Below are 25,756 nucleotides of genomic sequence, written 5' to 3'. Positions count from 1 at the left end.
GTCTGCATGCCGCCTGCTGTATGTGATGGACCCGATGTGTTCCTGGTGCTGGGGTTTTGCCCCGGTTGCAAACGCACTGGTCGAGCAGGCGGCGGCCGCGGGTGTGGACGTGCATCTGGTGGTGGGCGGCCTTCGCACCGGCAGTGGCGCGGCGCTGGAACCGACGACCCGACGCTACATCCTCGAACACTGGCAGGCGGTCACCGAGGCCACCGGCCAGCCGTTCAAACTGGACGGAGCCTTGCCCGAGGGATTCGTCTACGACACCGAACCCGCCTGCCGGGCACTGGTGACGGCACGCAGCCTGGCGCCGGACTGTGCGTGGAAACTGCTCGGATTGATTCAGCATGCGTTTTACGCCGAAGGCCGCGACGTCACCCGTGCCAGTGTTCTGGTGGAACTGGCTGAACAGGCCGGGCTGCCGCGCATCGAATTCGCCGCCGCATTCGACCGTGCCGATATGCACACCGCCACCTCTGCCGATTTTACCTGGGTCCAGGACCTGGGCATCGCCGGGTTTCCTACCTTGCTGGCTGAACGAAAGGGTCAATTGGCCTTGCTGACCAATGGCTATCAGCCGCTCAGTGCGCTGTCTCCGCTGCTCGGCCGCTGGCTGGAGCGCGCTGCCTGTGCATGATCTGCCTGACGATACCGCTACCGTTAAACGCGTCGACCGGCTGAGCTGGGCGGAAATCCGTCGTCTGGCCCTTCATCACAAGAAGTCCCTGTGGATCGCCAACGGCGTGGCCGTGCTGGCGACCCTGTGCAGCGTCCCGATCCCGTTGCTCCTGCCGTTGCTGGTGGACGAAGTGTTGCTGGGGCATGGTGATGCCGCGCTGAAAATCATGAACCTCGCACTCCCCGAGGTCTGGCAAAAAGCCGCGGGCTACATCGGCCTGATGCTCTTGGTGACCCTGGCCCTGCGTTGCGCGGCATTGTTGTTCAACGTGGTGCAGGCACGGTTGTTCGCTGCGTTGGCCAAAGACATCGTGTACCGCATTCGCATCCGCCTGATCGAACGCCTCAAGCGGATCTCCCTGGGCGAATACGAAAGCCTGGGCAGCGGTACGGTGACCACCCACCTGGTCACCGACCTGGATACCCTGGACAAATTCGTCGGCGAAACCCTCAGTCGATTCCTCGTGGCGATGCTGACGCTGGTTGGTACTGCGGGGATTTTGCTGTGGATGCACTGGAAACTGGCGCTGCTGATCCTGTTGTTCAACCCGCTGGTGATCTACGCCACGGTGCAGTTGGGCAAACGGGTCAAGCACCTCAAGAAACTCGAGAACGACAGCACCTCGCGCTTCACCCAGGCCTTGACCGAAACCCTGGACGCCATCCAGGAAGTTCGTGCCGGTAACCGTCAGGGCTTTTTTCTGGGCCGGTTGGGGCTGCGTGCCAGGGAGGTTCGCGATTATGCGGTCAGTTCGCAATGGAAAACCGACGCCTCGAACCGTGCCAGCGGGTTGCTGTTCCAGTTCGGCATCGATATTTTTCGCGCCGCGGCCATGCTCACCGTGCTGTTTTCCGACCTGTCCATCGGCCAGATGCTCGCGGTGTTCAGCTACCTGTGGTTCATGATCGGTCCGGTGGAACAACTGCTGAACCTGCAATACGCCTATTACGCCGCCGGTGGTGCGCTGTCGCGAATCAACGAGCTGTTGTCCCGCGCCGATGAACCGGAATACCCCAACGGCGTTGACCCGTTCACGGGGCGCGAGACCGTGGGCATCGAGGTACAGGGCTTGAGTTTCGGCTACAGCGACGAGCTGGTATTGAACCAGATGAACCTGTCCATTGCGCCGGGTGAAAAAGTCGCGATCGTCGGTGCCAGTGGCGGTGGCAAGAGTACGCTGGTGCAATTGCTGCTGGGCCTGTACACGCCGCAGGCCGGGACCATCCGCTTCGGCGGTTCGACCCAGCAGGAAATCGGTCTGGAAACCGTGCGGGAAAATGTCGCGGTGGTGCTGCAACACCCGGCACTGTTCAATGACACCGTGCGCGCCAACCTGACCATGGGTCGCGAACGCAGCGACGAGGCTTGCTGGCAGGCCCTGGAAATCGCGCAACTGCATTCCACGATTCGTGAATTGCCCCATGGCCTGGACAGCATCGTCGGGCGTTCCGGCGTGCGTTTGTCCGGTGGTCAGCGGCAACGCCTGGCGATTGCGCGGATGGTATTGGCCGAGCCGAAAGTGGTGATCCTCGATGAGGCCACTTCAGCGCTGGATGCCGCCACCGAATACAACCTGCATCAGGCACTGGCGCGGTTCCTGAGCCACCGCACCACGCTGATCATCGCGCACCGGTTGTCGGCGGTGAAGCAGGCCGACCGGGTGCTGGTATTCGATGGCGGGCAAATTGCCGAAGATGGCGACCATCAGCAGTTGATTGCCGATGGTGGTTTGTATGCCAAGCTTTATGGGCATTTGCAGCAGCACTAGCTCACATCCACAGGACATTCAGGGCATTTTCACCGCCGTCGTAACCGAACTCCTTGACGACAACCGAACAGGATTCGCAGGGTGGCATGGTGGTGGCGATGTTGACCGACTCAATCGATGCGTAATCGCGGTATTTTTCGCGGATCACGCTGATCAATTTGCTCTCGCTGTCCAGCGACGTGGGCTTGCGAGTCAGTGTCGGTCTGTAGTTTTCAACATCAACTATTGTCATCGGCACAGCGAGTAACTTGCCTTCATCAGACACATGGAGTGATGTATTGGGAAAGTCATTGTTCATATCAACATTGAAGTAGGTGGTTTCGCCTACCTTGACTTGATCTGCGCCAAGATGTTGTCTGAACAAGGGCAGATATCCGGTCGCCCCCTGCGCTCCTGAAACACTCACATAGACCTCCCGCGTCCCGGTGACGGTGGTTACTTCGGCATAGGCGATGTTCCTGGCATTGAACGGACGCTGGTCCCGAGGGATAAGGTTGTGCAGCTTTTTCATCGTGGTGTTGATCTTCAAGGCGCTGTCTGGATTTTTCAGCACAATGGTCCGCTCAAGGAACAATGTATCGAAAATTTCCACTGTTCTTTGACGGAAGGCTTCCGATGCGACCTTGCTGCGCGACCAACTTCTCGCACCTTTCGACTTCTCGATGACAATCATTCGGCTCGTGTGATCGAACAGCACCGCTTCGCCCGGCTTGGTATCGACCTTGAGCTTCTTGAGCGTATCGGGCGGTTTCTTGAGACCGGTAATCGGAATGGCAATTTCTTCCATGGTTTTCAACGCTCGTTCCACGGTTTCTGTGCCGTAAATCCTTACCATGTTGTTGGCATTCAGCGATCCGGTGTAAACCGTCATCAATTCCTTTTTCAAGTCGCCGGCCAAGGTATTGGCCTTACGTAATGTTAGGGAGCTGGAGAGGTTTTGCGCCGCAGTCAGCTCGGCGACGTAAAAGGCTCCGGCGTCCAATCGGGTGAATACATAGCGCCTCGAACCGTCCATGGCTGGAACGATGGTGGCGCCGGCCTGGAACGTATCAAACCGATTCTGGGTCCCGTAGGGGATTTCCACCTTGATCCTCCCGAAAATCCCTTTCTGAAACTCCATCGTGGCCGGGAGCCGGCTTTTTTTCTTCAGGGTTTTAAGTAGCATCATCCGATCCGCAGTGGCCGGCGTATAGATACTGTCTCCGAACCACGGCGCCCAGCCTTTGCTTTCATCGTAACTGCCAATGGCCGGTGTCGGCGCCGGGTCACGGGTGACGTAACGCGTTCTGCATTTTTCGGAGCCCCGCGTGCGCCGTAGCCGACAAGGCAATGATTTCAACATCGACCGATCGTCGATCAGGTCGGCGCGGCGCAGCTGATTGCCATCCAGGCGATAGGGAGTGTCGTCAATCAACATCGTGGTTCGACCATCGACCTCAAGAATTTCACGGACATGGGCGTTTTCCGGCAGTTTTGCCAGAACGTGGGATTCGTTCAGTGACAGCGTCTTGAAGGTTGACCGGCCTGGCACGAGGTGGTCATTACGCAGGCGCGGGCCATAGGGCAAAGAGGTCAGCGGGTCGACGAGATGGAATCGATTCAAGTCCGAAGGGCTGGTATTGCGCACCAGTACGTTATCGACGCCGTTGACTGTTGCCAGTCCATCGCTGTTCGTCAGCGATTTCCAGCTCCCGGGATCGACTGACTGGGGCAGGTGGTGAACCAGGCGGTAGCTGTCGACCTGTCCTGCCAGTTTTTTGATTCCCACAAGACTCAAGCGGCCCGCTGCGAGCAGCCCTTTCGCGGCGCCGCTTCCCATTGTCTTCAGCAGCGTCGGAACGCCATCCAGCGGGTTGAGGTTCGTCGCCGTCGTGATCAGGAGGTTGCGGGTCAGCCTTGAAAAAGAGGGCAGGCTTGTTTTGACAGCCATGCTTGAAACTCCGGTTCCGAGCCTCATCAAGCGTACCGTACCCGACATGAATTTCCCGACAGGGAAGAGAAATGAAGCCAGATCCATCAAGAGTCCGACTCCGCCTGACAGTTTTGATTGAACATTGTCCGATAAAAGATCTTCAACACTCCCCCAGAAGGGTACAAAGCCTTTGGCAATCGCTAAAAAAGTCTCCAACCGTCTTTCAGTTCTGGCCCTGATGCTGTCGAAGACCGTGATCCCGCGGGCTTGTACACGCAGTTCCTGTTCATCGACGTACAGGAAATTCGATGCAATGTAATGGGCCACTGCATTCAGTCGTGACGATGCCAGCGGTGTTACTTCACTGTTGTTAGTAGCGGAACCGGAAGATACATCCGCTGGCATGAGTCCCACGGGATCGACGAATGCTGTGCTGGAGGCTCGGTTTGCGGGCGTCCTGCCATATAAATGAGCAGGCCAATCGATAAGGAGCGAGGTGCTCAGTCCTGGAGCGAAGGTTTGTCCGGGGATCGAGGCGTGTAATGGAAACTCTGTAAAAACGCCATCGATTGTTGAAAACCTTAGTCTGGTTCGTTGACGAATGAAGCCGACATTGGGGATGAGCTCGTAATAGGTGATGTCTTTATCGCCGTCTTCTTTTTCTCTGGTCACTTGCAAAAGGAATCCTTTCCTTGCCCGGACCTCTTGTCGTTGTCTGTCTTTGGGAATGTTCTGGCGCAGGCTCAGCACGACGACTTCACTTTGTTCCAGTGCTCGACGGTCAGCCAGCGGTAGCGACACCAGCAGACTGGCGATCAGGGTCTGATAGGCCGTCCTGATCGTGGAGAGGTAGTTCTGGAAGTCAGTTTCAAACTGCGCGTTGATGTCCGGCAACGTCCTGCCTCTCCGAGTGCGGAGGATGCCCCCGGAAAAAGTCTCTCTGTAACTTCCATTGACCTTGGTTTCTGAATAGAAGATTCGTTTGTCGTCGATCCTGAATGTATTCCTGGTTCGCGTTTTGCCGTCGGGCTCGGTGATAAACCATCTTCCACCGTCATCGAACTGCCCGTCTGCATAGAGGTCGAGAAACCCGTGGCCTGGCAGCGCCAATGTCGGCATGGTTCTGGAGCGCCCGCCGTCTGGTAGCTCCTCTGGCAATAACTTTCGTCCGTCCGATTCGAGTGCGTCACTTCCAAACAAGTCGTCTTTCACCCGTTTGGCCATCTTCAGTCTGTCGGGGTGCGGCAAGTCCAGTGCCATCACGGCTTTGCCCAGGCTTTCGTTATGGCTTTCCAGTGCCGCCAGTGCCCGCTCGATATCCTTCTCGTCGTAGTCGGATGCCGTTCGTGATTGAACGACACCGACGCAGATCGCCCATTCCAGGGCAGGACTCATCCTCAGTCGCGCAATGGTCTCAAGCTCCTCGGATGTGGCGCCAACGCTGCGCTCCAGGGGGAGATTGACGAGCTGTTGAAAGGACAGCGTCTGCAGGCCGAGCTCATCGGCCAGAAGTACGCCGTGCATGAAGTTGACCCACACCACCGAACTCTTGTAGCGAAGGTCGGCCGGGATATCGGGCACGGCGAAGTCTTTGGAAAGCCGGGTCTGGAATACGTGCGCGAGTAGTATTGCCTCTTTGATATTGGCAGCCCGGTGGGTGTGCAGCAGGTGCCGTTCGAAATCGCTGTGCAGGACCTGGTAGCTTTTGCCCCAATGTGCCGGGTCTTGCCAGCGGAAGCCGGCGAGTTCTTGTGATTCATCCGCCGATGACTGGTGATAGTGAAGGCATATGGCTTTGCAAATCAGTTGATGGCGCACGGACGCCGACGTCTGTTCGCCGCTATTGGCACCGTACCACCTGAGCTTTCCCAGCAGGCGGCTTGTCAGATCCTGTGTTTCCGTCGAGTCCAGTATCCGCTGGAGGAATACCGAAGGCGTCGCGCGCAGTTCCTCTGCGGACGCGAGAGACAGTACGCCGGCGCCCAGATGAGCGATCAGCGAGGGCTTGCCAGCGATGAAGTCGGTTACGGTCCCGGCAATTTGAGCATTGATGCGTTTTGCCTTGTACATGTCGAGGGTCATGGATTGCGCGAGGGAGGGTTTCGCACGCAGCAAGGCGTTGAACCGCTTTCGATCACCCGCAGTGGTTGGCGCAATCAAGCCTTCGATATCCGGGCCGTCATCGAATCCCAGCGCCTGCTTGGCTCGAAATTCTTCGTCGGCCGAGGTACTGGATGCAGCTAAAGATGTATCTGTCATGTCGCACTCCTTTGAATGGGTTCCCGCAGCGGATAGGGGAAAACCCGGAGTACCCAGTAAATCGGCCTCGAAATCTGTATTGGAGGTACATATATATGCCTGGCGCTTGCACTGCATTGAGATCCGCCGCTTGCCGGAATCTGGATCGCCCCCTAGTCTTGCGGTAGCGATTTCGTCCGGAAGACGATCAAGCAGTGCTAATGCAAGGGAACTCATGAATCAAACGCGGACTCTCGGAACGCCCCGGTTGTTGGGCATCGTCTGGCCATTTATCGCCGTTGTGGTGTTTCAGGCCTTGCTGGGCGGCGTCAGCCTCTATGTTCTTTCGGCTGTCCGTGGCTACGTTGCCGGCGAAAGCCTGTGGTCCAAGGGCCAGAAAGACGCCATCTATTACCTCAATCTGTATGCCGACAACGGCGACGAAGCGATTTTCCACAAGTACCAGAACGCCATTGCCGTGCCCCAGGGCGGCCACGAGTTGCGTGTGGCGCTTGATCAACAGCCACCGAACATCGAAGCGGCACGTGCGGCGATCCTCAAGGGCGGCAACCATCCCGGCGACGTATCCAGCCTGATCTGGCTGTACCTCAATTTCCGGCACTTCAGCTACCTCGAAAAGGCCATCGATCTCTGGACCGTGGGTGACGAGTATCTTGTCAAGCTCGATGACGTGGCGCGGGACATGCACCAGCACATCGCCGCCAGTCCAGCCTCCAGCGCGGACATCCAGCGCTGGAAGGTGCAGATTTTCGCGATCAACGATGAGGTGACTCCGGCGGCGAAAGCCTTCAGCGATGCCTTGGGTGAGGGGTCGAGGGTCATTCTTCGGTTGTTGCTGCTGATCAACCTCGCTACCGCTCTGGGCCTGATTGCATTGGCCCTGATGCGCACCCATAAATTGCTCAAGCAGCGCCATGCCTTTGCCGACGCCCTGCAACTGGAAAAAGACCGGGCGCAGATCACCCTGCAATCGATCGGTGACGCCGTGATCACCACCGATGTCGATGGCGCCATCGCCTACATGAACCCGGCCGCCGAGGCGTTGACCCACTGGAAGGCTGAACAGGCGACCGGTCTGCCGCTTGCGGCGCTGTTCAATCTGCTGGACGAAAACGCCCAGACCGATGGCTTCACCTTGATCGAACGGATTTTGAGCGGCCAGCTCAGCGGTGGCAGCGAGCATTCCAAGCTGATCCAACGCCTGGACGGCAGCACGGTGTCTGTGACCCTGGTCGGTGCGCCAATCCGCAATGCGGGCAAGGTCAGTGGCACTGTGCTGGTGCTGCACGACATGACCCAGGAGCGGCAATACATTGCCAATCTGTCCTGGCAGGCTACCCACGACGCCTTGACCGGCCTGGCGAACCGCCGCGAATTCGAATATCGACTGGAGCAGGCGCTGCATAACCTGACACGGCAGGTGGGGCGGCATGCCTTGATGTTCCTTGATCTGGACCAGTTCAAACTGGTCAACGATACCTGCGGCCATGCTGCGGGTGACGAACTGCTGCGGCATATCTGCGCGCTGTTGCAATCCGGTTTGCGCGAGGGCGATACCCTGGCCCGGCTCGGTGGTGACGAGTTCGGCATTTTGCTGGAGAACTGTGGGCCGGACGCTGCAGAGAAAGTAGCCGAGGGGCTGCGCCAGACCGTGCAGAACCTGCACTTCGTCTGGAAGGGCCGGCCATTCGTGACGACCGTGAGCATCGGTCTGGTGCATGTCGCGCACAATCCGACGACCCTCGAAGCCTCGCTACGCGCGGCTGACATGGCCTGCTACATGGCCAAGGAAAAAGGGCGCAACCGGGTCCAGGTCTATCATCCCGACGACTCTGAACTGTCCCTGCGTTTCGGTGAAATGGCCTGGGTGCAGCGCTTGCACATGGCGCTGGAGGAAGATCGCTTTTGCCTGTATGCCCAGGAAATTGCGCCGCTGGGCAATATCGACAAGGACGGCGGGCATATCGAAATCCTGCTGCGCCTGCACGATGAAGCCGGCCGCATGATTCTCCCCGACAGTTTCATCCCGGCCGCCGAGCGTTACGGTTTGATGACGTCCCTTGATCGATGGGTCGTAGTGAACGTTTTCAAGATCATTGCCCAATGCATGGCCGAAAAGCGCAAAGGGCCCTTGGCGATGTGTGCGATCAATCTGTCAGGCACGACCATCGGAGATGAGGCGTTTCTCGACTTTCTGCGGGAACAGTTCGTAATTTATTCGATTCCGCCTGAAATGATTTGTTTTGAAATCACAGAAACGAGCGCCATTTCCAATCTTGGCAGTGCAATCAGATTTATCAATGAGCTCAAGGGCTTAGGTTGCCACTTTTCACTGGACGACTTTTGCGCCGGTATGTCTTCATTCGCTTATCTGAAACATTTGCCTGTAGACTTCTTGAAGATCGACGGGAGTTTCGTAAAGGATATGCTGGACGACCCGATTAACCGCGCCATGGTCGAGGTGATCAATCACATCGGTCATGTCATGGGTAAACGCACGATTGCCGAGTTTGTCGAGACGCCCCAGATCGAGCAGGCATTGCTGGAGATCGGGGTGGATTACGCTCAGGGGTATGTCATAGAGCGCCCGCATTTGTTTACCTGCGACAGTTTGCAAAGTCGTCCCGCCAGGCCTCAGCCTTTGTTGTTCAAGGCGCCTGGCACGTTCCGTTGAAGTCTCTTGCCGGTCAAAACAATCACAATCAAAAGGAGCTCGACAGTGATCGACACATTCAACCGAACCGGACCCCTCATGGAAGCTGCAAGTTATCCGGCCTGGGCCCAGCGCCTGATCCAGGATTGCAGCGAGAGCAAGCGCCGGGTTGTCGAACACGAACTGTATCAGCGCATGCGTGACAACAAGCTCAGCGCAAAGACCATGCGTCAGTACCTGATCGGTGGCTGGCCGGTGGTCGAACAGTTCGCGTTGTACATGGCACAAAACCTGACCAAGACCCGTTTTGCCCGTCATCCTGGCGAAGACATGGCGCGTCGCTGGCTCATGCGCAACATTCGCGTCGAATTGAACCATGCGGATTACTGGGTGAATTGGAGCCGTGCTCACGGTGTCAGCCTGGAAGACCTGCAGGCGCAACAGGTGGCCCCGGAGCTTCACGCCTTGAGCCACTGGTGTTGGCATACCAGTTCGGCAGATTCGCTGATCGTCGCCATTGCCGCCACCAACTACGCCATCGAAGGGGCGACCGGAGAATGGTCGGCGCTGGTCTGTTCCAATGGTGTGTACGCCGCATCGTTCCCCGAGGAAGATCGCAAGCGCGCCATGAAGTGGCTGAAGATGCACGCCCAGTACGACGATGCCCATCCATGGGAAGCGCTGGAAATCATCTGCACGCTGGCGGGCATGAACCCAAGCAAGGCCCTGCAAGTAGAGTTGCGTCAGGCGGTGTGCAAGAGCTACGACTACATGTACTTGTTCCTGGAGCGTTGCATGCAACTGGAGCATGCGGAGAGAGCGCCGGTAGCCCGTGAGCGACTGGCACTGGCTGAGAGCTGATCCCGGCATCACGCAGTAAAAGCTGTGGGAGCGGGCTTGCTCGCGAAAGCGGAGCGTCAGGCAACTTCAAATTGACTGACACTCCGCTTTCGCGAGCAAGCCCGCTCCCACATTGGTTATTTGGTACTACTGAAAACTCAACCCGCCATCGTCAACCGGTTGCGCCCTTCGCGCTTGGCGACGTACAGCGCATTGTCAGCCCTGCGCAACAGACTCTCGGCAGACTCACCGGGCAGCAGGGTCGAGCAGCCGAGACTCACGGTCAGTGCGATCGAGCGGCCCTCGGCCATATATTCCTCGGCCTGCACCGCAAGCCGCAGTCGTTCACCAACCATGGCCGCTGCTTCGCGCTGGGTGTTGGACAGAACGATCAGGAATTCTTCGCCGCCAAAACGAAACACCATGTCCACGTTGCGCAATTGGTGCTTGATCGAGGCCGCGACCGCTTTGAGCACGTCATCGCCGACACTGTGCCCGTGGGTGTCGTTGATCTGTTTGAAGTGATCGATGTCGAGCATCAATAAAGACAGGGGTTGCTGATGACGCCGCGAGATTTCGATTTCCCGCTGCAGAGTCTGATCCATGGCGATACGGTTGCCAGTGTCGGTCAGTGGGTCGCGCAATGCACTTTGGGTCGCGGCGCGGTAGAGCAGGGTGTTGCGCATCGGGTAGAGCAGGGCGGCCAGCAGCGATTCGAGGTTACCCTGCTCCTGCTCGCTGAAACGCTGGTTGCGGCGAAACACCAGTTCTCCCAGGTGTTCGCCCTCATGGCTGAGGCTGTAGCTGATCGAGTGGTGGCCGCGTTGGCCGAACTCCAGGCGCAGGTCGCTGCTCTTGTGCTCATAGCTCAAGGCGTCCAGCGGAACGAGGCGTTGAATCTCGCGGAAAAACAACCCGAGAATCCGTTGTGGTTCAAGACTGGTTTGCAGCTGCATGCTCAGTTGCTGGCGCAGCTTCGCAAGACTGATGGGTCTTTCCAGAGTCGGTTGCTGCTGACCAAAGCCCAGGCGTTGCAATTTGGCGCTATCGAAGTCAATTGCGTTGGTCTGGGACGGTGATTTCATATGGCGTGCGCCCTTGAGCAGTAAGGCTGTCTTACAAGCTGGGTGAGAGCGGCTTAGGGCTGCGCGTCATACTGGTCCGTCAGTCCCGTAGGACATTTCGTACAAGTTTAATCTGCTTTGTATAAGAACAGGGGGCTCAAATGCCGCGACGGGAAGTCGGCGCGGCACAAAAGCGACGTACGGTATTACTGGGCGTTGAATGCCTGGCCGTTGATACCGGTGCTGTCCGGCCCCATCAGGTACAGGTACACCGGCATGATCTCTTCGGGCGTTGGATTGTTCAGCGGGTTTTCCCCGGGGTAGGCCTGGGCACGCATGCTGGTGCGGGTGGCGCCCGGGTTGATGCTGTTGGAACGTACAGGCGCCACGGTGTCGACTTCGTCGGCCAGGGTCTGCATCAGGCCTTCGGTGGCGAACTTGGACACGCCGTAGGCACCCCAATACGCACGCCCCTTGCGTCCGACACTGCTGGAGGTGAACACCACCGAGGCGTCCTGGGACAGCTTGAGCAGCGGCAAGAGTGTGCTGGTGAGCATGAACATGGCGTTGACGTTGACGTGCATAACACGCATGAAATTCTCACCGGAAAGCTGCTCGATCGGCGTACGGGGGCCAATGATCGACGCATTGTGCAGCAAGCCGTCGAGGTGGCCGAATTCGCTCTCGATCATCGCCGCCAACTCATCGTACTGGTGGGGTTGGGCGGTTTCCAGGTTGAACGGAATCACGGCCGGTTGCGGATGGCCGGCGGCTTCGATTTCGTCGTAGACCTGGGTCAGGTTGGCTTCGGTCTTGCCCAGCAACAATACGGTCGCGCCATGGGCGGCATAGGTTTTTGCCGCGGCGGCACCGATACCACGACCGGCGCCGGTGACGAGAATGACCCGACCATTGAGCAAGTCGGGGCGGGCGGAATAATCAAACATAAAAAACCTCAACAAAAATTCTTCAGGTCAAGCGCTATCCCTGTGGGAGCGAGCCTGCTCGCGATGGTCATCAACGATTACGCGACAAGCCTGACACGCCCATAGCGCTCTCAGGTTTTTCGCGAGCAGGCTCGCTCCCACAAAGACCACTCTCAGCAAAAAACTCAGCAACCGCAGAGGGCGCTATCCAACACCTTGCGCAACTCCAGCGGATGATCGACCACCACATCCGCACCCCAATGCCGCGGATTATCATCCGGGTGGATATAGCCGAAGGTCACGGCTGCAGTCTTGGTGCCGGCATCGCGACCCGATTCGATATCGCGCAGGTCATCACCCACGAACAGCACACTGGCAGGGTCCAGGTCGAGCATCTTGCAGGCGAGGATCAGCGGCTCGGGATCCGGCTTGCTGTTCTTCACGTGGTCCGGGCAGATCAACAGCGCCGAACGTTCGGCCAGACCCAGTTGCTGCATGATGGGCTCGGCGAAGCGCAGCGGTTTGTTGGTGACCACGCCCCAGATCAGGTTGGCCTTTTCGATGTCGGCCAGCAATTCACCCATGCCATCGAACAGCTTGCTATGGATCGCACAACCCACGAGGTAGCGCTCCAGAAACTCCAGGCGCAGCTCTTCGAATCCTGGTGATTCCGGGTCCATGGCGAAGGTCACGGCAACCATCGCCCTGGCACCGCCAGAGATCTCGTCGCGGATGTGCTTGTCGTTCATGGGCGGCAAGCCGCGGTCGGCACGCATCGCCTGACAGATCGCGATAAAGTCTGGCGCGGTGTCGAGCAGGGTGCCGTCCATGTCGAAAAGAACTGCTCTGATACGCATCGGCTTACTCCTCGCGCAGGGTCTGGATCATGTAGTTGACGTCCACATCGGCCGCCAGTTTGTAGTGCTTGGTCAGCGGGTTGTAGGTCAGGCCGATGATGTCCTTGACGGTCAGGCCAGCCATGCGGCTCCAGGCACCCAGCTCGGAAGGGCGGATGAATTTCTTGAAGTCGTGAGTGCCGCGGGGCAGCAGCTTCATGATGTATTCGGCGCCGACGATGGCGAACAGGTACGCCTTCGGGTTGCGGTTGATGGTCGAGAAGAACACCTGGCCACCAGGCTTGACCATGCGGAAGCAGGCGCGGATCACCGAGGACGGGTCTGGCACGTGCTCAAGCATTTCCAGGCAGGTGACCACGTCGAACTGCTCCGGCATTTCCTCGGCCAGGGCTTCGGCGGTGATCTGCCGGTATTCGACGTTCACGCCGGACTCCAGTTGATGCAGTTGAGCGACCGCCAGCGGTGCTTCGCCCATGTCGATGCCCGTCACGGTAGCGCCACGCTGGGCCATGGCTTCGCTGAGGATGCCGCCGCCGCAACCGACGTCGAGGACTTTTTTGCCGGCCAGGCTGACGCGTTCGTCAATCCAGTTGACCCGCAGCGGGTTGATATCGTGCAGCGGTTTGAACTCGCTTTCGCGGTCCCACCAGCGATGGGCCAGGGCCTCGAATTTGGCGATTTCGGCGTAGTCGACGTTGCTCATGGTTTCAATCCTCGAAAAACTTGAAAAATCCTGATGCCCCCTGCGTCAGGGGCATCGTTATTCGGTGCGGCCGCTGATGCGCAATCCCCAGGCCTTCGCTAAAGCGCCAAGCTGTTCTTCATCCAGGCGTGTCAGGCGACGATCTTCGAGCAGCTGCTTGCCGGCGACCCAGACATGCTTCACGCAGTCCCGGCCCGTGGCATATATAAGTTGCGAAACAGGGTCATAGACCGGTTGCTGGGCCAGGCCGGAAAGGTCGAAAGCGACCATGTCGGCGGCTTTGCCGACTTCCAGCGAACCGACTTCGGCTTCGATCCCCAGGGCGCGGGCGCCGTTGAGGGTGGCCATGCGCAGGGCGCGATGGGCATCCAGGGCGGTGGCGGAGCCCGCGACAGCCTTGGCCAGCAGGGCAGCGGTGCGGGTTTCGCCGAGCAGGTCCAGGTCATTGTTGCTGGCGGCACCATCGGTGCCCACGGCGACATTGACTCCGGCTTGCCACAAACGCTCCACCGGGCAGAAACCGCTGGCCAGCTTCAGGTTCGACTCCGGGCAATGAATGACACTGGCGTTGCTTTCTACCAGCAGTGCCAGGTCCTCATCGCTGATCTGGGTCATATGAACCGCCTGGAAACGTGGCCCCAGCATGCCCAGGCGAGCCAGGCGAGCCAGAGGGCGTTCCCCGCGCTGTTCGACGGATTGCTGCACTTCGAAGGCCGTTTCATGCACGTGCATGTGGATCGAAGCATCCAGTTCTTCGGCGATCACCCGGATTTTTTCCAGGTTTTCATCGCCTACGGTGTAGGGTGCGTGGGGACCGAAGGTGATTTTGATGCGTTCGTGATGCTTGAGGTCGCCGAACAACTCGATGCCCTGACGAATGGCTTCGTCCGCCGTGCTGGCGCCGGGGATCGGGAAATCGAGGATCGGAATCGCGATTTGTGCACGAATGCCGCTGTTGTGAACGCGCTCGCTGGCAACCTTCGGGAAGAAGTACATGTCAGAGAAACAGGTGATGCCACCTTTGAGCTGCTCGGCGATGGCAATGTCGGTGCCGTCGCGTACAAAATCCTCGTCGACCCATTTGGCCTCGGCGGGCCAGATATGGTTTTCCAGCCAGGTCATCAGGGGCAGGTCATCGGCCAGGCCACGGAACAGGGTCATTGCCGCGTGACCGTGGGCATTGATCAGGCCCGGGCTGAGCAATATGTCCGGCAGTTCGCGGGTTTCGGTTGCGTTAAGCTTCAGTGCGGCGGAACGTGGGCCGATGAAAACGATGCGCCCGTCGCGGATGCCCAGGCCATGGTCCTTGAGGACAACGCCGGCGGGTTCGACGGGTACCAGCCAGGTCGGCAGCAATAACAGGTCGAGCGCAGCGGCAGTGTTCGGCATCGAGGGTCGGTTCCAGTGCTTTTGTAAAGGATGGCGAAGTATACCCGAGCGTCTTCGCGGGGGGATCGCTATAATCGGCGGCTTTTGTTCATGAGTGCGGGGTGTGGGATGCGCGATCGACTGTTGGCTGCGGAGAAGGTGAAGGCCATCGATTGGCGTGATGGCGCCCTGTACCTGCTGGATCAGCGTATCTTGCCGTTCGAGGAAACCTGGATCGCTTACACCAGCGCGGCAGGCGTGGCCGAGGCCATTCGTTCGATGGTAGTGCGCGGCGCGCCGGCGATTGGTATCAGTGCCGCCTATGGCATCGTGCTGGCGGCCCGCGCCCGGATCGCTGAAGGGGGCGACTGGTATGCAGCGCTGGAAGAGGATTTCGCGTTGCTTGCCGATTCCCGTCCCACGGCGGTCAATCTGTTCTGGGCCCTGGGTCGGATGCACGATCGGCTTGATCGCCTGAAAGAAAATGCCGATCCATTGGCGGCGCTGGAAGCAGAAGCCATCGCCATTCATGAAAGTGATCGCGAAGCCAATCTGACCATGGCGCAATTGGGTGTGGACCTGATCCGCAAGCATCAAGGCAATGCCCAGGCCATTCTGACCCACTGCAACACGGGTGCGTTGGCCACCGGCGGTTTCGGCACGGCGCTGGGGGTGATTCGCGGTGCATTCATCGAGGGCATGGTCGAGCGTGTCTATGCCGACGAAACCCGCCCATGGCTGCAGGGATCACGGCTAACGGCCTGGGAGCTGGCCAACGAAGGCATCCCGGTGACCCTCAATGCCGACTCTGCCGCCGCTCACATCATGAAAACCAAGGGCATTACCTGGGTGATCGTGGGGGCTGACCGGATCACGGCCAATGGCGATGTGGCAAACAAGATCGGTACCTATCAATTGGCGGTCAATGCCATGCACCATGGTGTGCGTTTCATGGTGGTGGCGCCGAGCTCAACCATCGACATGAACCTGGCCAGTGGCGATGACATTCCGATCGAAGAGCGCGATGGGCGTGAACTGCTGGAAGTCGGCGGCAAGCGGGTCGGGGCGGAAGTCGATGCCTTCAACCCGGTGTTCGACGTGACGCCGGCGGATTTGATCGATGCCATCGTCACTGAAAAAGGCATCGTCGAACGCCCTGATGCGGCGAAGATGGCGCAGTTGATGTGCCGCAAGCGTCTGCATTGACGGCATTTAGTGTCTGAAAAGTCGTCTTCGCGAGCAGGTCCTGAAAGTCAACAAATCAGCCTGAATCAAGCCTGATTTCTCCATTCAACCCGGCTCTAAGCCCCTCTGATCCCCGTCAAGCCTGCCACCAGTCAACTAACTACACTCCATGCGCATCTGGGGGATAGGTGCGTGGCGGCTCTTGTGATAACATCCGGCGGTTTCCAGGGTTGCCCGATATGGCGACCTTTACTGCGCAGATCCATGGCATAACTCGTTGATTTGTCGTAAGTCGGTGCATGGCACTCAGCCTGCAGCGGCGAGCTTCGTTCGTCCCATATGGATGTGACGGAGTTTCACCAGAAAAAGGAATCAGGCTTCTCATGGGCGAACTGGCCAAAGAAATCCTCCCGGTCAATATCGAAGACGAGCTGAAGCAGTCCTACCTCGACTACGCGATGAGCGTAATTGTCGGGCGGGCACTGCCGGATGCGCGCGATGGCTTGAAGCCCGTGCACCGGCGCGTGCTGTTCGCGATGAGCGAGCTGGGTAACGACTTCAACAAGCCGTACAAGAAATCTGCCCGTGTTGTCGGTGACGTGATCGGTAAGTATCACCCGCACGGTGATACCGCGGTGTACGACACCATCGTTCGGATGGCGCAGCCATTCTCGCTGCGCTACCTGTTGGTAGACGGTCAGGGCAACTTCGGTTCGGTGGATGGCGACAACGCCGCGGCCATGCGATACACCGAAGTGCGCATGACCAAGCTGGCGCACGAACTGCTGGCCGACCTGCATAAGGAAACCGTGGACTGGGTGCCGAACTACGACGGCACCGAAATGATCCCGGCGGTCATGCCGACCCGTATTCCCAATCTGTTGGTCAACGGCTCCAGCGGTATCGCCGTGGGCATGGCGACCAACATTCCGCCGCACAACCTCGGTGAAGTCATCGACGGTTGCCTGGCGCTCATCGACAACCCCGAGCTGACCGTCGACGAGCTGATGCAATACATCCCCGGTCCGGACTTCCCGACCGCTGCGATCATCAATGGTCGCGCCGGCATCATCGAAGCCTACCGCACCGGTCGCGGCCGCATTTACATGCGCGCCCGCTCGATCATCGAAGACATCGACAAGGTCGGTGGCCGTCAGCAGATCGTCATCACTGAACTCCCTTACCAGCTGAACAAGGCCCGTCTGATCGAGAAGATCGCCGAGCTGGTGAAAGAGAAGAAACTCGAAGGCATCACCGAGCTGCGTGACGAGTCCGACAAGGACGGCATGCGCGTCGTGATCGAGCTGCGTCGCGGCGAAGTGCCAGAGGTCATCCTCAACAACCTCTACGCCCAGACCCAGCTGCAAAGCGTGTTCGGCATCAACATCGTCGCGCTGATCGACGGTCGCCCGCGGATCCTGAACCTCAAGGACCTGCTGGAAGCCTTCGTCCGTCACCGTCGCGAAGTCGTGACCCGCCGTACCGTGTTCGAACTGCGCAAGGCGCGTGAACGTGGCCACATTCTGGAAGGTCAAGCGGTTGCCCTGTCGAACATCGACCCGGTCATCGCCCTGATCAAGGCGTCGCCAACCCCGTCGGAAGCCAAGGAAGCGCTGGTCAGCACCCCTTGGGAATCCTCCGCCGTGGTCGCGATGGTCGAGCGTGCCGGTGCCGATTCGTGCCGTCCGGAAAACCTCGATCCGCAATACGGCCTGCGCGACGGCAAGTACTTCCTGTCGCCAGAGCAGGCGCAAGCCATTCTGGAGCTGCGTCTGCACCGTCTGACCGGCCTGGAACACGAAAAGCTGCTGGCCGAGTATCAAGAGATCCTCAACCAGATCGGTGAGCTGATCCGCATCCTCAACAGCGCCACGCGCCTGATGGAAGTGATTCGCGAAGAACTGGAAGTGATCCGTGCCGAATACGGCGACGTGCGTCGCACCGAAATCCTCGATGCCCGTCTCGACCTGACCCTGGGCGACATGATTCCGGAAGAAGACCGCGTCGTGACGATTTCCCACGGCGGCTATGCCAAGACCCAGCCACTGGCTGCGTACCAGGCCCAGCGTCGTGGCGGTAAAGGCAAGTCGGCCACCGGCGTCAAGGATGAGGACTACATCGCTCACCTGCTGGTCGCCAACAGTCACACCACGCTGCTGCTGTTCTCCAGCAAGGGCAAGGTGTACTGGCTGAAAACCTATGAAATCCCTGAAGCGTCCCGCGCGGCCCGTGGTCGTCCGCTGGTCAACCTGCTGCCGCTGGATGACGGTGAATACATCACCACCATGCTGCCGGTCGAGGAATACACCGAAGGTCACTACATCTTCATGGCTACCGCCAACGGCACCGTGAAGAAGACGCCTCTGGAGTCCTTCAGTCGTCAGCGCAGCGTCGGTCTGATCGCGCTGGAGTTGGACGAAGGCGACGTGCTGATTTCGGCTGCCATCACCGATGGCGAGCGTGAAGTCATGCTGTTCTCCGATGGCGGCAAGGTCACGCGCTTCAAGGAGTCCGATGTTCGCGCCATGGGCCGTACTGCTCGCGGTGTTCGCGGCATGCGCCTGCCAGAAGGCCAGAAGCTGATTTCCATGCTGATTCCGGAAGAAGGCAGCCAGATCCTTACCGCTTCCGAGCGTGGCTATGGCAAGCGTACGGCGATCACCGAGTTCCCTGAGTACAAGCGTGGCGGTCAGGGCGTTATCGCCATGGTCAGCAACGAGCGTAACGGCCGTCTGGTCGGGGCGGTCCAGGTGCTCGACGGCGAGGAGATCATGCTGATTTCCGACCAGGGCACCCTGGTGCGTACCCGTGTCGACGAAGTTTCCAGCCTGGGTCGTAACACCCAGGGCGTGACCCTGATCAAACTGGCCAAGGATGAAACCCTGGTCGGCCTCGAGCGGGTTCAGGAGCCTTCGGAAGTCGAGGGTGAAGAGCTCGAAGGCGAAGGTTTTGAAGGTGAAGAGGGTGCAGGGTTTGTCGGTGAGGTCGTGAATGACGACGCTGCCGAAGACCAGCAACTCGATGCCGCTGCTGACGAAGAGCCACAAGAGTAAGTGGACATGAGGGGGCGGATGAAAATTCGCCCCCTCGTTGTTTGTCCCGAAGGAAATGAATGCCCCTGTAGGAGCGAGCTTGCTCGCGATGGACGTTAACGATGACGCAGGTTTTCTGATTAAACGCGGCGCCTTCAAGTTCATCGCGAGCAAGCTCGCTCCTGCAGCGGTTGATTGAATGCAGATATCACCAAATCAGAGCGAGATTGGATGTGAGCAAGAGAGCCTATAACTTCTGCGCTGGTCCTGCGGCGCTTCCCGAAGCTGTCCTGCAGCGCGCCCAGGGTGAACTCCTTGACTGGCACGGCAAGGGCCTGTCGGTCATGGAAATGAGCCATCGCAGTGATGAGTTCGTGTCCATTGCGACCAAGGCCGAGCAGGATCTGCGTGATCTGCTGAATATCCCCTCGAACTATAAAGTGCTGTTTCTGCAGGGCGGCGCCAGCCAGCAATTTGCTCAGATTCCGCTGAACCTGTTGCCGGAAGGCCGCACTGCCGACTATATCGACACCGGTATCTGGTCGCAGAAAGCCATCGAAGAAGCGTCGCGCTACGGCAACGTCAATGTTGCCGCGACCGCCAAGCCTTACGACTATTTCGCCATCCCCGGCCAGAACGAGTGGAAGCTGTCCAAGGACGCGGCCTACGTTCACTACGCGCCGAACGAAACCATCGGTGGCCTGGAATTCCAGTGGGTCCCGGAAACCGGTGACGTTCCTCTGGTGGCCGACATGTCCTCGGATATTCTCTCGCGTCCGATGGACGTCTCGCGCTTCGGCATGATCTACGCCGGCGCCCAGAAAAACATCGGTCCGAGCGGCATTGTGGTGAACATCGTTCGCGAAGACCTGTTGGGTCATGCCCGTTCCCTATGCCCGACCATGCTCAACTACAAGATCGCGGCCGATAACGGCTCGATGTACAACACCCCGCCAACCCTGGCCTGGTACCTGTCCGGCCTGGTGTTCGAGTGGCTGAAAGAGCAGGGTGGCGTCGAAGCCATCGGCAAGCTCAATGAAGTGAAGCAGCGCACGCTGTATGACTTCATCGATGCCAGCGGTCTCTACAGCAATCCGATCAACAAGTCGGACCGCTCGTGGATGAACGTACCGTTCCGCCTGGCGGACGACCGTCTGGACAAGCCTTTCCTGGCCGGAGCCGACGAACGTGGCCTGCTGAACCTCAAAGGGCACCGTTCCGTGGGCGGCATGCGCGCCTCCATCTATAACGCCGTCGACATCAACGCGGTCAACGCGCTGGTGGCGTACATGGCAGAGTTCGAGAAGGAACACGGCTAATGTCTGAGCAAGAACTCAAGGCACTGCGCCTGCGCATTGACGCCCTGGACGAGAAAGTCCTGGAGCTGATCAGTGAGCGTGCGCGCTGCGCCCAGGAAGTCGCGCGAGTAAAGATGGCCTCGCTGGCCGAAGGCGAAGTGCCGGTGTTCTATCGTCCTGAGCGCGAAGCTCAGGTGCTCAAGCGTGTCATGGAACGCAACCAGGGGCCGCTGGGCAACGAAGAGATGGCGCGGTTGTTCCGCGAGATCATGTCCTCGTGCCTGGCCCTCGAGCAGCCATTGAAAGTGGCTTACCTCGGCCCGGAAGGCACTTTCACCCAGGCGGCGGCCCTGAAGCACTTTGGTCACGCGGTGATCAGCAAGCCGATGGCGGCGATCGACGAAGTGTTCCGGGAAGTGGCGGCCGGTGCAGTGAACTTTGGTGTGGTCCCGGTGGAAAACTCCACCGAGGGCGCGGTCAACCACACCCTCGACAGCTTCCTCGAACACGACATGGTGATTTGTGGTGAAGTCGAGCTGCGGATTCACCACCATCTGTTGGTCGGGGAAAACACCAAGACCGACAGCATCAGCCGTATTTACTCCCACGCCCAGTCCCTGGCCCAGTGCCGCAAGTGGCTGGATGCGCATTACCCGAATGTCGAGCGCGTGGCGGTGTCCAGCAACGCCGAAGCGGCCAAGCGGGTCAAGGGCGAGTGGAACTCGGCGGCGATTGCCGGCGACATGGCGGCCGGTTTGTACGGGCTGACCCGTCTGGCCGAGAAGATCGAGGACCGTCCGGATAACTCCACGCGTTTCCTCATGATCGGCAACCAGGAAGTGCCACCGACTGGCGACGACAAGACCTCGATCATCGTCTCCATGAGCAACAAGCCGGGTGCGCTTCATGAATTGCTGGTGCCATTCCATGACAACGGCATCGACCTGACGCGAATCGAGACCCGTCCGTCGCGCAGCGGTAAATGGACCTACGTGTTCTTCATCGACTTTGTCGGCCACCACCGCGATCCGCTGGTAAAAGGTGTGCTGGAAAAGATCAGTCAGGAAGCAGTGGCACTCAAGGTGCTGGGTTCCTACCCGAAAGCAGTTCTCTAAGGGCGGTAGCAAATGAGTGGCAATTTCCTCGCTCTGGCACAGCCGGGCGTGCAACAACTTTCGCCTTACGTTCCGGGCAAGCCTGTGGACGAATTGGCTCGCGAGCTGGATCTCGATCCGGCCAGCATCGTCAAACTGGCGAGCAACGAAAATCCGTTGGGTGCCAGCCCAAAGGCCTTGGCCGCCATCCGTGAGGAGTTGGCCGAGTTGACCCGCTATCCCGATGGCAATGGTTTTGCGCTCAAGACCCTGCTGGCCGAACAGTGCCGGGTCGAGCTGAATCAGGTGACGTTGGGCAACGGTTCCAATGACATTCTAGAGCTGGTCGCGCGCGCCTATCTGGCGCCAGGCCTGAATGCTGTGTTCAGCGAGCATGCGTTTGCGGTCTACCCGATCGTGACCCAGGCCGTGGGTGCCCAGGCCAAAGTGATTCCAGCCAAGGAGTGGGGCCACGACCTGCCTGCCATGCTGGCGGCCATCGATGCCAATACCCGTGTGGTCTTCATCGCCAACCCGAACAACCCGACCGGGACCTGGTTCGATACCGAGGCACTGGACGAATTCCTGCAAGATGTGCCGGAGCATGTGCTGGTGGTGCTGGACGAGGCCTACATCGAGTACGCCGAAGGCAGCGACCTGCCGGACGGTCTGGATTTCCTCGCGGCTTATCCGAATCTGCTGGTTTCGCGCACGTTCTCCAAGGCCTATGGCCTGGCTGCGCTGCGAGTCGGTTATGGTTTGTCCACGGCTGTGGTCGCCGACGTGCTGAACCGTGTGCGTCAGCCCTTCAACGTCAACAGCCTGGCCCTGGCCGCTGCCTGTGCCGCGTTGCAGGACGCCGAGTACCTGGCTGAAAGTCGTCGCCTGAACGAAGCCGGCATGCAGCAACTGGAAGCGGGTTTCCGCGAGCAAGGGCTGAGCTGGATTCCGTCCAAGGGCAACTTCATCTGTGTCGATGTCGGGCGCGAAGCGGCTCCTGTGTTCCAGGGCTTGTTGCGCGAAGGCGTGATCGTGCGTCCGGTGGCCAACTACGGCCTGCCGAACCACTTGCGCATCACTATCGGGCTGCCGGCGGAAAACAGTCGCTTCCTCGAGGCGCTGACCAAGGTTCTGGCCCGTGGTTGATGTCACTGCGTTGCAATCTGCTGAACCTATGATCGGACGCCTGGTGGTGGTCGGTCTCGGGTTGATTGGTGGTTCGTTCGCCAAGGGTTTGCGTGAAAGTGGCATTTGCCGCGAAGTAGTCGGGGTCGATCTCGATCCGCAGTCGCGCAAACTGGCGGTTGAGTTGGGCGTGGTGGATCGCTGTGAAGATGACCTGGCGGTTGCTTGCCAGGGGGCGGACGTTATCCAGTTGGCCGTGCCGATCCTCGCCATGGAAAAACTGCTCGCTCGACTGGCCGTCATGGACCTGGGTGGGGCAATTCTGACCGACGTCGGCAGTGCCAAGGGCAATGTCGTGCGCGCCGCGACTGAAGCATTTGGCGGCATGCCGCCGCGTTTCGTGCCGGGCCATCCGATTGCCGGCTCCGAGCAGAGTGGGGTGGAAGCCTCCAATGCCGAGCTGTTCCGTCGCCACAAAGTGATTCTGACACCGCTGGATCAGACCGATCCGGCTGCCTTGGCAGTGGTTGACCGCTTGTGGCGTGAATTGGGTGCCGATGTCGAGCACATGCAGGTCGAGCGTCACGATGAGGTCCTGGCGGCAACCAGCCATTTGCCGCACCTGCTGGCGTTCGGCTTGGTCGACTCACTGGCCAAGCGCAATGAAAACCTTGAGATCTTCCGTTACGCTGCGGGCGGTTTCCGTGATTTCACAAGAATCGCCGGAAGCGACCCGGTCATGTGGCACGACATCTTTCTCGCTAACCGCGAAGCTGTCCTGCGCACACTCGATACATTTCGCAGCGATCTCGACGCCTTGCGCGACGCGGTCGATGCAGGGGATGGGCACCAATTATTGGGCGTTTTCACTCGCGCCCGGGTTGCCCGCGAGCATTTCAGTAAAATCCTGGCCCGCAGGGCCTATGTGGACGCTATGAATTCCAACGATCTGATTTTCCTGGCTCAACCTGGTGGCCGCCTGTCCGGTCGGATTCGCGTACCAGGTGACAAATCGATTTCCCACCGTTCGATCATGCTCGGCTCCCTGGCTGAAGGCGTCACCGAAGTGGAAGGTTTCCTCGAGGGCGAAGACGCCCTGGCAACGCTTCAGGCTTTCCGTGACATGGGTGTCGTGATCGAAGGTCCGCATCACGGTCGCGTGACCATCCATGGCGTCGGCCTGCATGGCCTGAAGCCTGCGCCGGGCCCGATCTATCTGGGCAACTCGGGGACTTCGATGCGTCTGCTGTCCGGCCTGCTGGCCGCGCAGAACTTCGACAGCACCTTGACCGGCGACGCTTCGCTGTCCAAGCGTCCGATGAATCGCGTGGCCAATCCGCTGCGTGAAATGGGCGCTGTGATCGAGACAGCCGCTGAAGGCCGTCCACCGATGACCATTCGTGGTGGCAACAAGCTCAAAGGCCTGACCTACACCATGCCAATGGCCAGCGCCCAGGTTAAGTCGTGCCTGCTGCTGGCGGGGCTGTACGCCGATGGCAAAACCACCGTGACCGAACCTGCACCGACCCGTGACCATACCGAGCGCATGCTGCGCGGTTTCGGCTACCCGGTCACCGTCAATGGCGCTACCGCTTCGGTCGAGTCCGGCAACAAGTTGACCGCGACCCACATCGAAGTGCCGGGTGATATCTCGTCGTCGGCGTTCTTCCTGGTAGCGGCCTCGATCGCCGAAGGATCGGAGCTGGTGCTCGAGCACGTCGGCATCAACCCGACCCGCACCGGGGTGATCGACATTCTGCGTCTGATGGGTGCTGATATCACCCTGGAAAACCAGCGTGAAGTCGGCGGCGAGCCGGTAGCTGATCTGCGCGTGCGTACAGCTAAACTCAAAGGTATCGAGATTCCGGAAGAATTAGTGCCATTGGCCATCGACGAATTCCCGGTGTTGTTCGTAGCGGCTGCCTGCGCTGAAGGGCGTACCGTGCTGACCGGTGCCGAAGAGTTGCGGGTCAAGGAGTCGGACCGTATCCAGGTCATGGCCGATGGCCTGCTGGCGCTGGGCGTCAAGTGCGAACCGACTCCGGACGGCATCATCATCGACGGCGGCCAGATCGGTGGCGGCGAAGTCCACGGTCACGGCGATCACCGTATTGCCATGGCGTTCAGCGTTGCCTCGCTGCGTGCCTCTGCGCCGATCCGCATCCATGATTGCGCCAACGTCGCGACGTCGTTCCCCAACTTCCTCGCGCTGTGCGCGCAGGTCGGTATCCGCGTTGCCCAAGAGGCTCAGTCGTGAAAAACATTGCACCGGTCATCACCATTGATGGGCCAAGCGGCTCCGGAAAAGGCACCGTAGCCGGGATACTGGCCAGGCGCCTGGGCTGGAATCTGCTGGATTCCGGTGCGCTTTACCGGTTGCTGGCCTTCGCTGCGCACAACCACGGCGTTGACTTGACCAATGAAGAGCTGTTGAAAAAACTGGCCGCTCATCTGGATGTGCAATTCATCGCGGCGACGGACGGTCAGCTGCAACGCATCATTCTGGAAGGCGACGAAGTCAGCGATGTGATCCGTACGGAAAGCGTCGGTTCGGGTGCCTCTCAGGTGGCTGCATTGCCCGCAGTGCGCGAGGCGCTGCTGCAGCGCCAGCGCGCCTTCCAGGAAGCACCAGGCCTGGTGGCCGATGGCCGCGACATGGGCACGGTGGTTTTTCCGGACGCGCCGCTGAAGATTTTCCTCACCGCCAGTGCCGAGGAGCGCGCGCGCCGTCGATACTTGCAGTTGAAGGGCAAAGTCGATGGTGTTAGTCTGTCGAGTCTGCTAGATGAGATACGTGCGCGCGATGAGCGTGACACCCAGCGAGCGGTAGCCCCGCTCAAACCGGCGGCTGACGCCATACAGCTGGATTCCACGGAATTATCCATCGACCAGGTGCTGGAGCGCATCATGAGCGAGATCGCCATTCGCGATATCGCCGGGTGACCAAGAGGGCCGCAGGGGACCAGTCAAAGTCCTGTGGTGCTTCTTTTAAA

17 protein-coding genes are annotated in these 25,756 nt (G+C 59.4%); 11 read left to right on the top strand and 6 right to left on the bottom strand.

Annotation, left to right across the window (positions count from 1 at the left end; genetic code table 11):
- Positions 1 to 34 precede the first annotated feature (34 nt).
- Positions 35 to 637: a DsbA family protein gene (locus HNQ83_RS11610; protein WP_175389130.1), complete on the top strand. Its 603-nt coding sequence runs from the start codon at positions 35 to 37 to the stop codon at positions 635 to 637.
- Positions 630 to 2,447, top strand: a complete 1,818-nt coding sequence (locus HNQ83_RS11605) for an ATP-binding cassette domain-containing protein (RefSeq protein ID WP_175389080.1) — start codon at positions 630 to 632, stop codon at positions 2,445 to 2,447. Before HNQ83_RS11610 ends, HNQ83_RS11605 begins: the two co-directional genes overlap by 8 nt.
- A gap of 1 nt (position 2,448) precedes the next feature.
- Here HNQ83_RS11605 and HNQ83_RS11600 read toward each other — a convergent pair whose 3' ends face one another.
- On the bottom strand, positions 2,449 to 6,618 hold the full coding sequence (locus HNQ83_RS11600; protein ID WP_175389079.1) for a hypothetical protein: 4,170 nt from the start codon (positions 6,616 to 6,618) through the stop codon (positions 2,449 to 2,451).
- A 214-nt stretch (positions 6,619 to 6,832) separates the two neighbouring features.
- Between HNQ83_RS11600 and HNQ83_RS11595 the strand changes: the two genes are divergently transcribed.
- Both HNQ83_RS11595 and HNQ83_RS11590 read left to right on the top strand, forming a co-directional pair.
- On the top strand, positions 6,833 to 9,292 hold the full coding sequence (locus HNQ83_RS11595) for an EAL domain-containing protein (protein ID WP_175389078.1): 2,460 nt from the start codon (positions 6,833 to 6,835) through the stop codon (positions 9,290 to 9,292).
- 78 nt (positions 9,293 to 9,370) lie between these two features.
- Entirely contained in the window at positions 9,371 to 10,132 is a 762-nt protein-coding gene (locus HNQ83_RS11590; protein ID WP_178131938.1) for a TenA family transcriptional regulator, read from the top strand.
- Between the two features lie 137 nt (positions 10,133 to 10,269).
- Here the strand turns inward: HNQ83_RS11590 and HNQ83_RS11585 are convergent, their stop codons facing one another.
- The 5 genes from HNQ83_RS11585 to HNQ83_RS11565 form a co-directional block, all read right to left on the bottom strand.
- Positions 10,270 to 11,196, bottom strand: a complete 927-nt coding sequence (locus tag HNQ83_RS11585) for a GGDEF domain-containing protein (RefSeq protein WP_175389076.1) — start codon at positions 11,194 to 11,196, stop codon at positions 10,270 to 10,272.
- A 185-nt stretch (positions 11,197 to 11,381) separates the two neighbouring features.
- A complete protein-coding gene (locus HNQ83_RS11580; protein ID WP_175389075.1) occupies positions 11,382 to 12,122 on the bottom strand; it encodes a YciK family oxidoreductase in 741 nt (246 codons plus the stop codon).
- A gap of 164 nt (positions 12,123 to 12,286) precedes the next feature.
- Positions 12,287 to 12,958 (bottom strand): N-acetylmuramic acid 6-phosphate phosphatase MupP, encoded by a 672-nt coding sequence (gene mupP, locus HNQ83_RS11575; protein WP_175389074.1) that lies wholly within the window; start codon positions 12,956 to 12,958, stop codon positions 12,287 to 12,289.
- Positions 12,959 to 12,962: 4 nt separating this feature from the next.
- The gene (gene ubiG, locus HNQ83_RS11570) at positions 12,963 to 13,661 is read right to left on the bottom strand and encodes a bifunctional 2-polyprenyl-6-hydroxyphenol methylase/3-demethylubiquinol 3-O-methyltransferase UbiG (protein WP_175389073.1); all 699 of its coding nucleotides are present in this window, start codon (positions 13,659 to 13,661) and stop codon (positions 12,963 to 12,965) included.
- A 57-nt stretch (positions 13,662 to 13,718) separates the two neighbouring features.
- Entirely contained in the window at positions 13,719 to 15,050 is a 1,332-nt protein-coding gene (locus HNQ83_RS11565) for a TRZ/ATZ family hydrolase (protein WP_175389072.1), read from the bottom strand.
- 108 nt (positions 15,051 to 15,158) lie between these two features.
- Here HNQ83_RS11565 and mtnA point away from each other — a divergent pair, with 108 nt between their 5' ends.
- The 7 genes from mtnA to cmk all read left to right on the top strand — a co-directional run bounded on the left by mtnA (position 15,159) and on the right by cmk (position 25,706).
- Positions 15,159 to 16,235 carry an S-methyl-5-thioribose-1-phosphate isomerase gene (gene mtnA / locus HNQ83_RS11560; protein WP_175389071.1) on the top strand — a complete coding sequence of 359 codons (1,077 nt, stop codon included), beginning with the start codon at positions 15,159 to 15,161 and terminating at the stop codon, positions 16,233 to 16,235.
- A gap of 362 nt (positions 16,236 to 16,597) precedes the next feature.
- Positions 16,598 to 19,267 (top strand): DNA gyrase subunit A, encoded by a 2,670-nt coding sequence (gene gyrA / locus HNQ83_RS11555; RefSeq protein ID WP_175389070.1) that lies wholly within the window; start codon positions 16,598 to 16,600, stop codon positions 19,265 to 19,267.
- 212 nt (positions 19,268 to 19,479) lie between these two features.
- Positions 19,480 to 20,565 (top strand): 3-phosphoserine/phosphohydroxythreonine transaminase, encoded by a 1,086-nt coding sequence (gene serC, locus HNQ83_RS11550; RefSeq protein ID WP_175389069.1) that lies wholly within the window; start codon positions 19,480 to 19,482, stop codon positions 20,563 to 20,565.
- Positions 20,565 to 21,659 carry a prephenate dehydratase gene (pheA, locus tag HNQ83_RS11545; RefSeq protein ID WP_020800126.1) on the top strand — a complete coding sequence of 365 codons (1,095 nt, stop codon included), beginning with the start codon at positions 20,565 to 20,567 and terminating at the stop codon, positions 21,657 to 21,659. The genes serC and pheA overlap by 1 nt, the downstream gene beginning before the upstream one ends.
- Before the next feature lie 12 nt (positions 21,660 to 21,671).
- Positions 21,672 to 22,784, top strand: a complete 1,113-nt coding sequence (gene hisC, locus HNQ83_RS11540; RefSeq protein WP_175389068.1) for a histidinol-phosphate transaminase — start codon at positions 21,672 to 21,674, stop codon at positions 22,782 to 22,784.
- Positions 22,785 to 22,812: 28 nt separating this feature from the next.
- Positions 22,813 to 25,020 carry a bifunctional prephenate dehydrogenase/3-phosphoshikimate 1-carboxyvinyltransferase gene (locus HNQ83_RS11535; RefSeq protein WP_256668948.1) on the top strand — a complete coding sequence of 736 codons (2,208 nt, stop codon included), beginning with the start codon at positions 22,813 to 22,815 and terminating at the stop codon, positions 25,018 to 25,020.
- A complete protein-coding gene (gene cmk, locus HNQ83_RS11530; protein ID WP_175389066.1) occupies positions 25,017 to 25,706 on the top strand; it encodes a (d)CMP kinase in 690 nt (229 codons plus the stop codon). The genes HNQ83_RS11535 and cmk overlap by 4 nt, the downstream gene beginning before the upstream one ends.
- Positions 25,707 to 25,756: the final 50 nt, after the last annotated feature.

The organism is Pseudomonas sp. C2B4, from assembly GCF_013359695.1.
In the GTDB taxonomy this organism is placed as follows: Bacteria; Pseudomonadota; Gammaproteobacteria; order Pseudomonadales; family Pseudomonadaceae; genus Aquipseudomonas.
Note: the sequence above shows the minus strand (reverse complement) of the source record. Positions and strands in the feature narration are given on the sequence as shown.

Coding starts and splice junctions, on each gene's coding strand:
- HNQ83_RS11595 (WP_175389078.1), top strand. CDS start 6,833: ATGAATCAAACGCGGACTCTCGGAACGCCCCGGTTGTTGGGCATCGTC.
- gyrA (WP_175389070.1), top strand. CDS start 16,598: ATGGGCGAACTGGCCAAAGAAATCCTCCCGGTCAATATCGAAGACGAG.
- HNQ83_RS11610 (WP_175389130.1), top strand. CDS start 35: ATGTGTTCCTGGTGCTGGGGTTTTGCCCCGGTTGCAAACGCACTGGTC.
- mtnA (WP_175389071.1), top strand. CDS start 15,159: ATGCGCGATCGACTGTTGGCTGCGGAGAAGGTGAAGGCCATCGATTGG.
- HNQ83_RS11590 (WP_178131938.1), top strand. CDS start 9,371: ATGGAAGCTGCAAGTTATCCGGCCTGGGCCCAGCGCCTGATCCAGGAT.
- ubiG (WP_175389073.1), bottom strand. CDS start 13,661: ATGAGCAACGTCGACTACGCCGAAATCGCCAAATTCGAGGCCCTGGCC.
- mupP (WP_175389074.1), bottom strand. CDS start 12,958: ATGCGTATCAGAGCAGTTCTTTTCGACATGGACGGCACCCTGCTCGAC.
- pheA (WP_020800126.1), top strand. CDS start 20,565: ATGTCTGAGCAAGAACTCAAGGCACTGCGCCTGCGCATTGACGCCCTG.
- HNQ83_RS11535 (WP_256668948.1), top strand. CDS start 22,813: ATGATCGGACGCCTGGTGGTGGTCGGTCTCGGGTTGATTGGTGGTTCG.
- HNQ83_RS11565 (WP_175389072.1), bottom strand. CDS start 15,050: ATGCCGAACACTGCCGCTGCGCTCGACCTGTTATTGCTGCCGACCTGG.
- HNQ83_RS11580 (WP_175389075.1), bottom strand. CDS start 12,122: ATGTTTGATTATTCCGCCCGCCCCGACTTGCTCAATGGTCGGGTCATT.
- HNQ83_RS11585 (WP_175389076.1), bottom strand. CDS start 11,196: ATGAAATCACCGTCCCAGACCAACGCAATTGACTTCGATAGCGCCAAA.
- hisC (WP_175389068.1), top strand. CDS start 21,672: ATGAGTGGCAATTTCCTCGCTCTGGCACAGCCGGGCGTGCAACAACTT.
- HNQ83_RS11600 (WP_175389079.1), bottom strand. CDS start 6,618: ATGACAGATACATCTTTAGCTGCATCCAGTACCTCGGCCGACGAAGAA.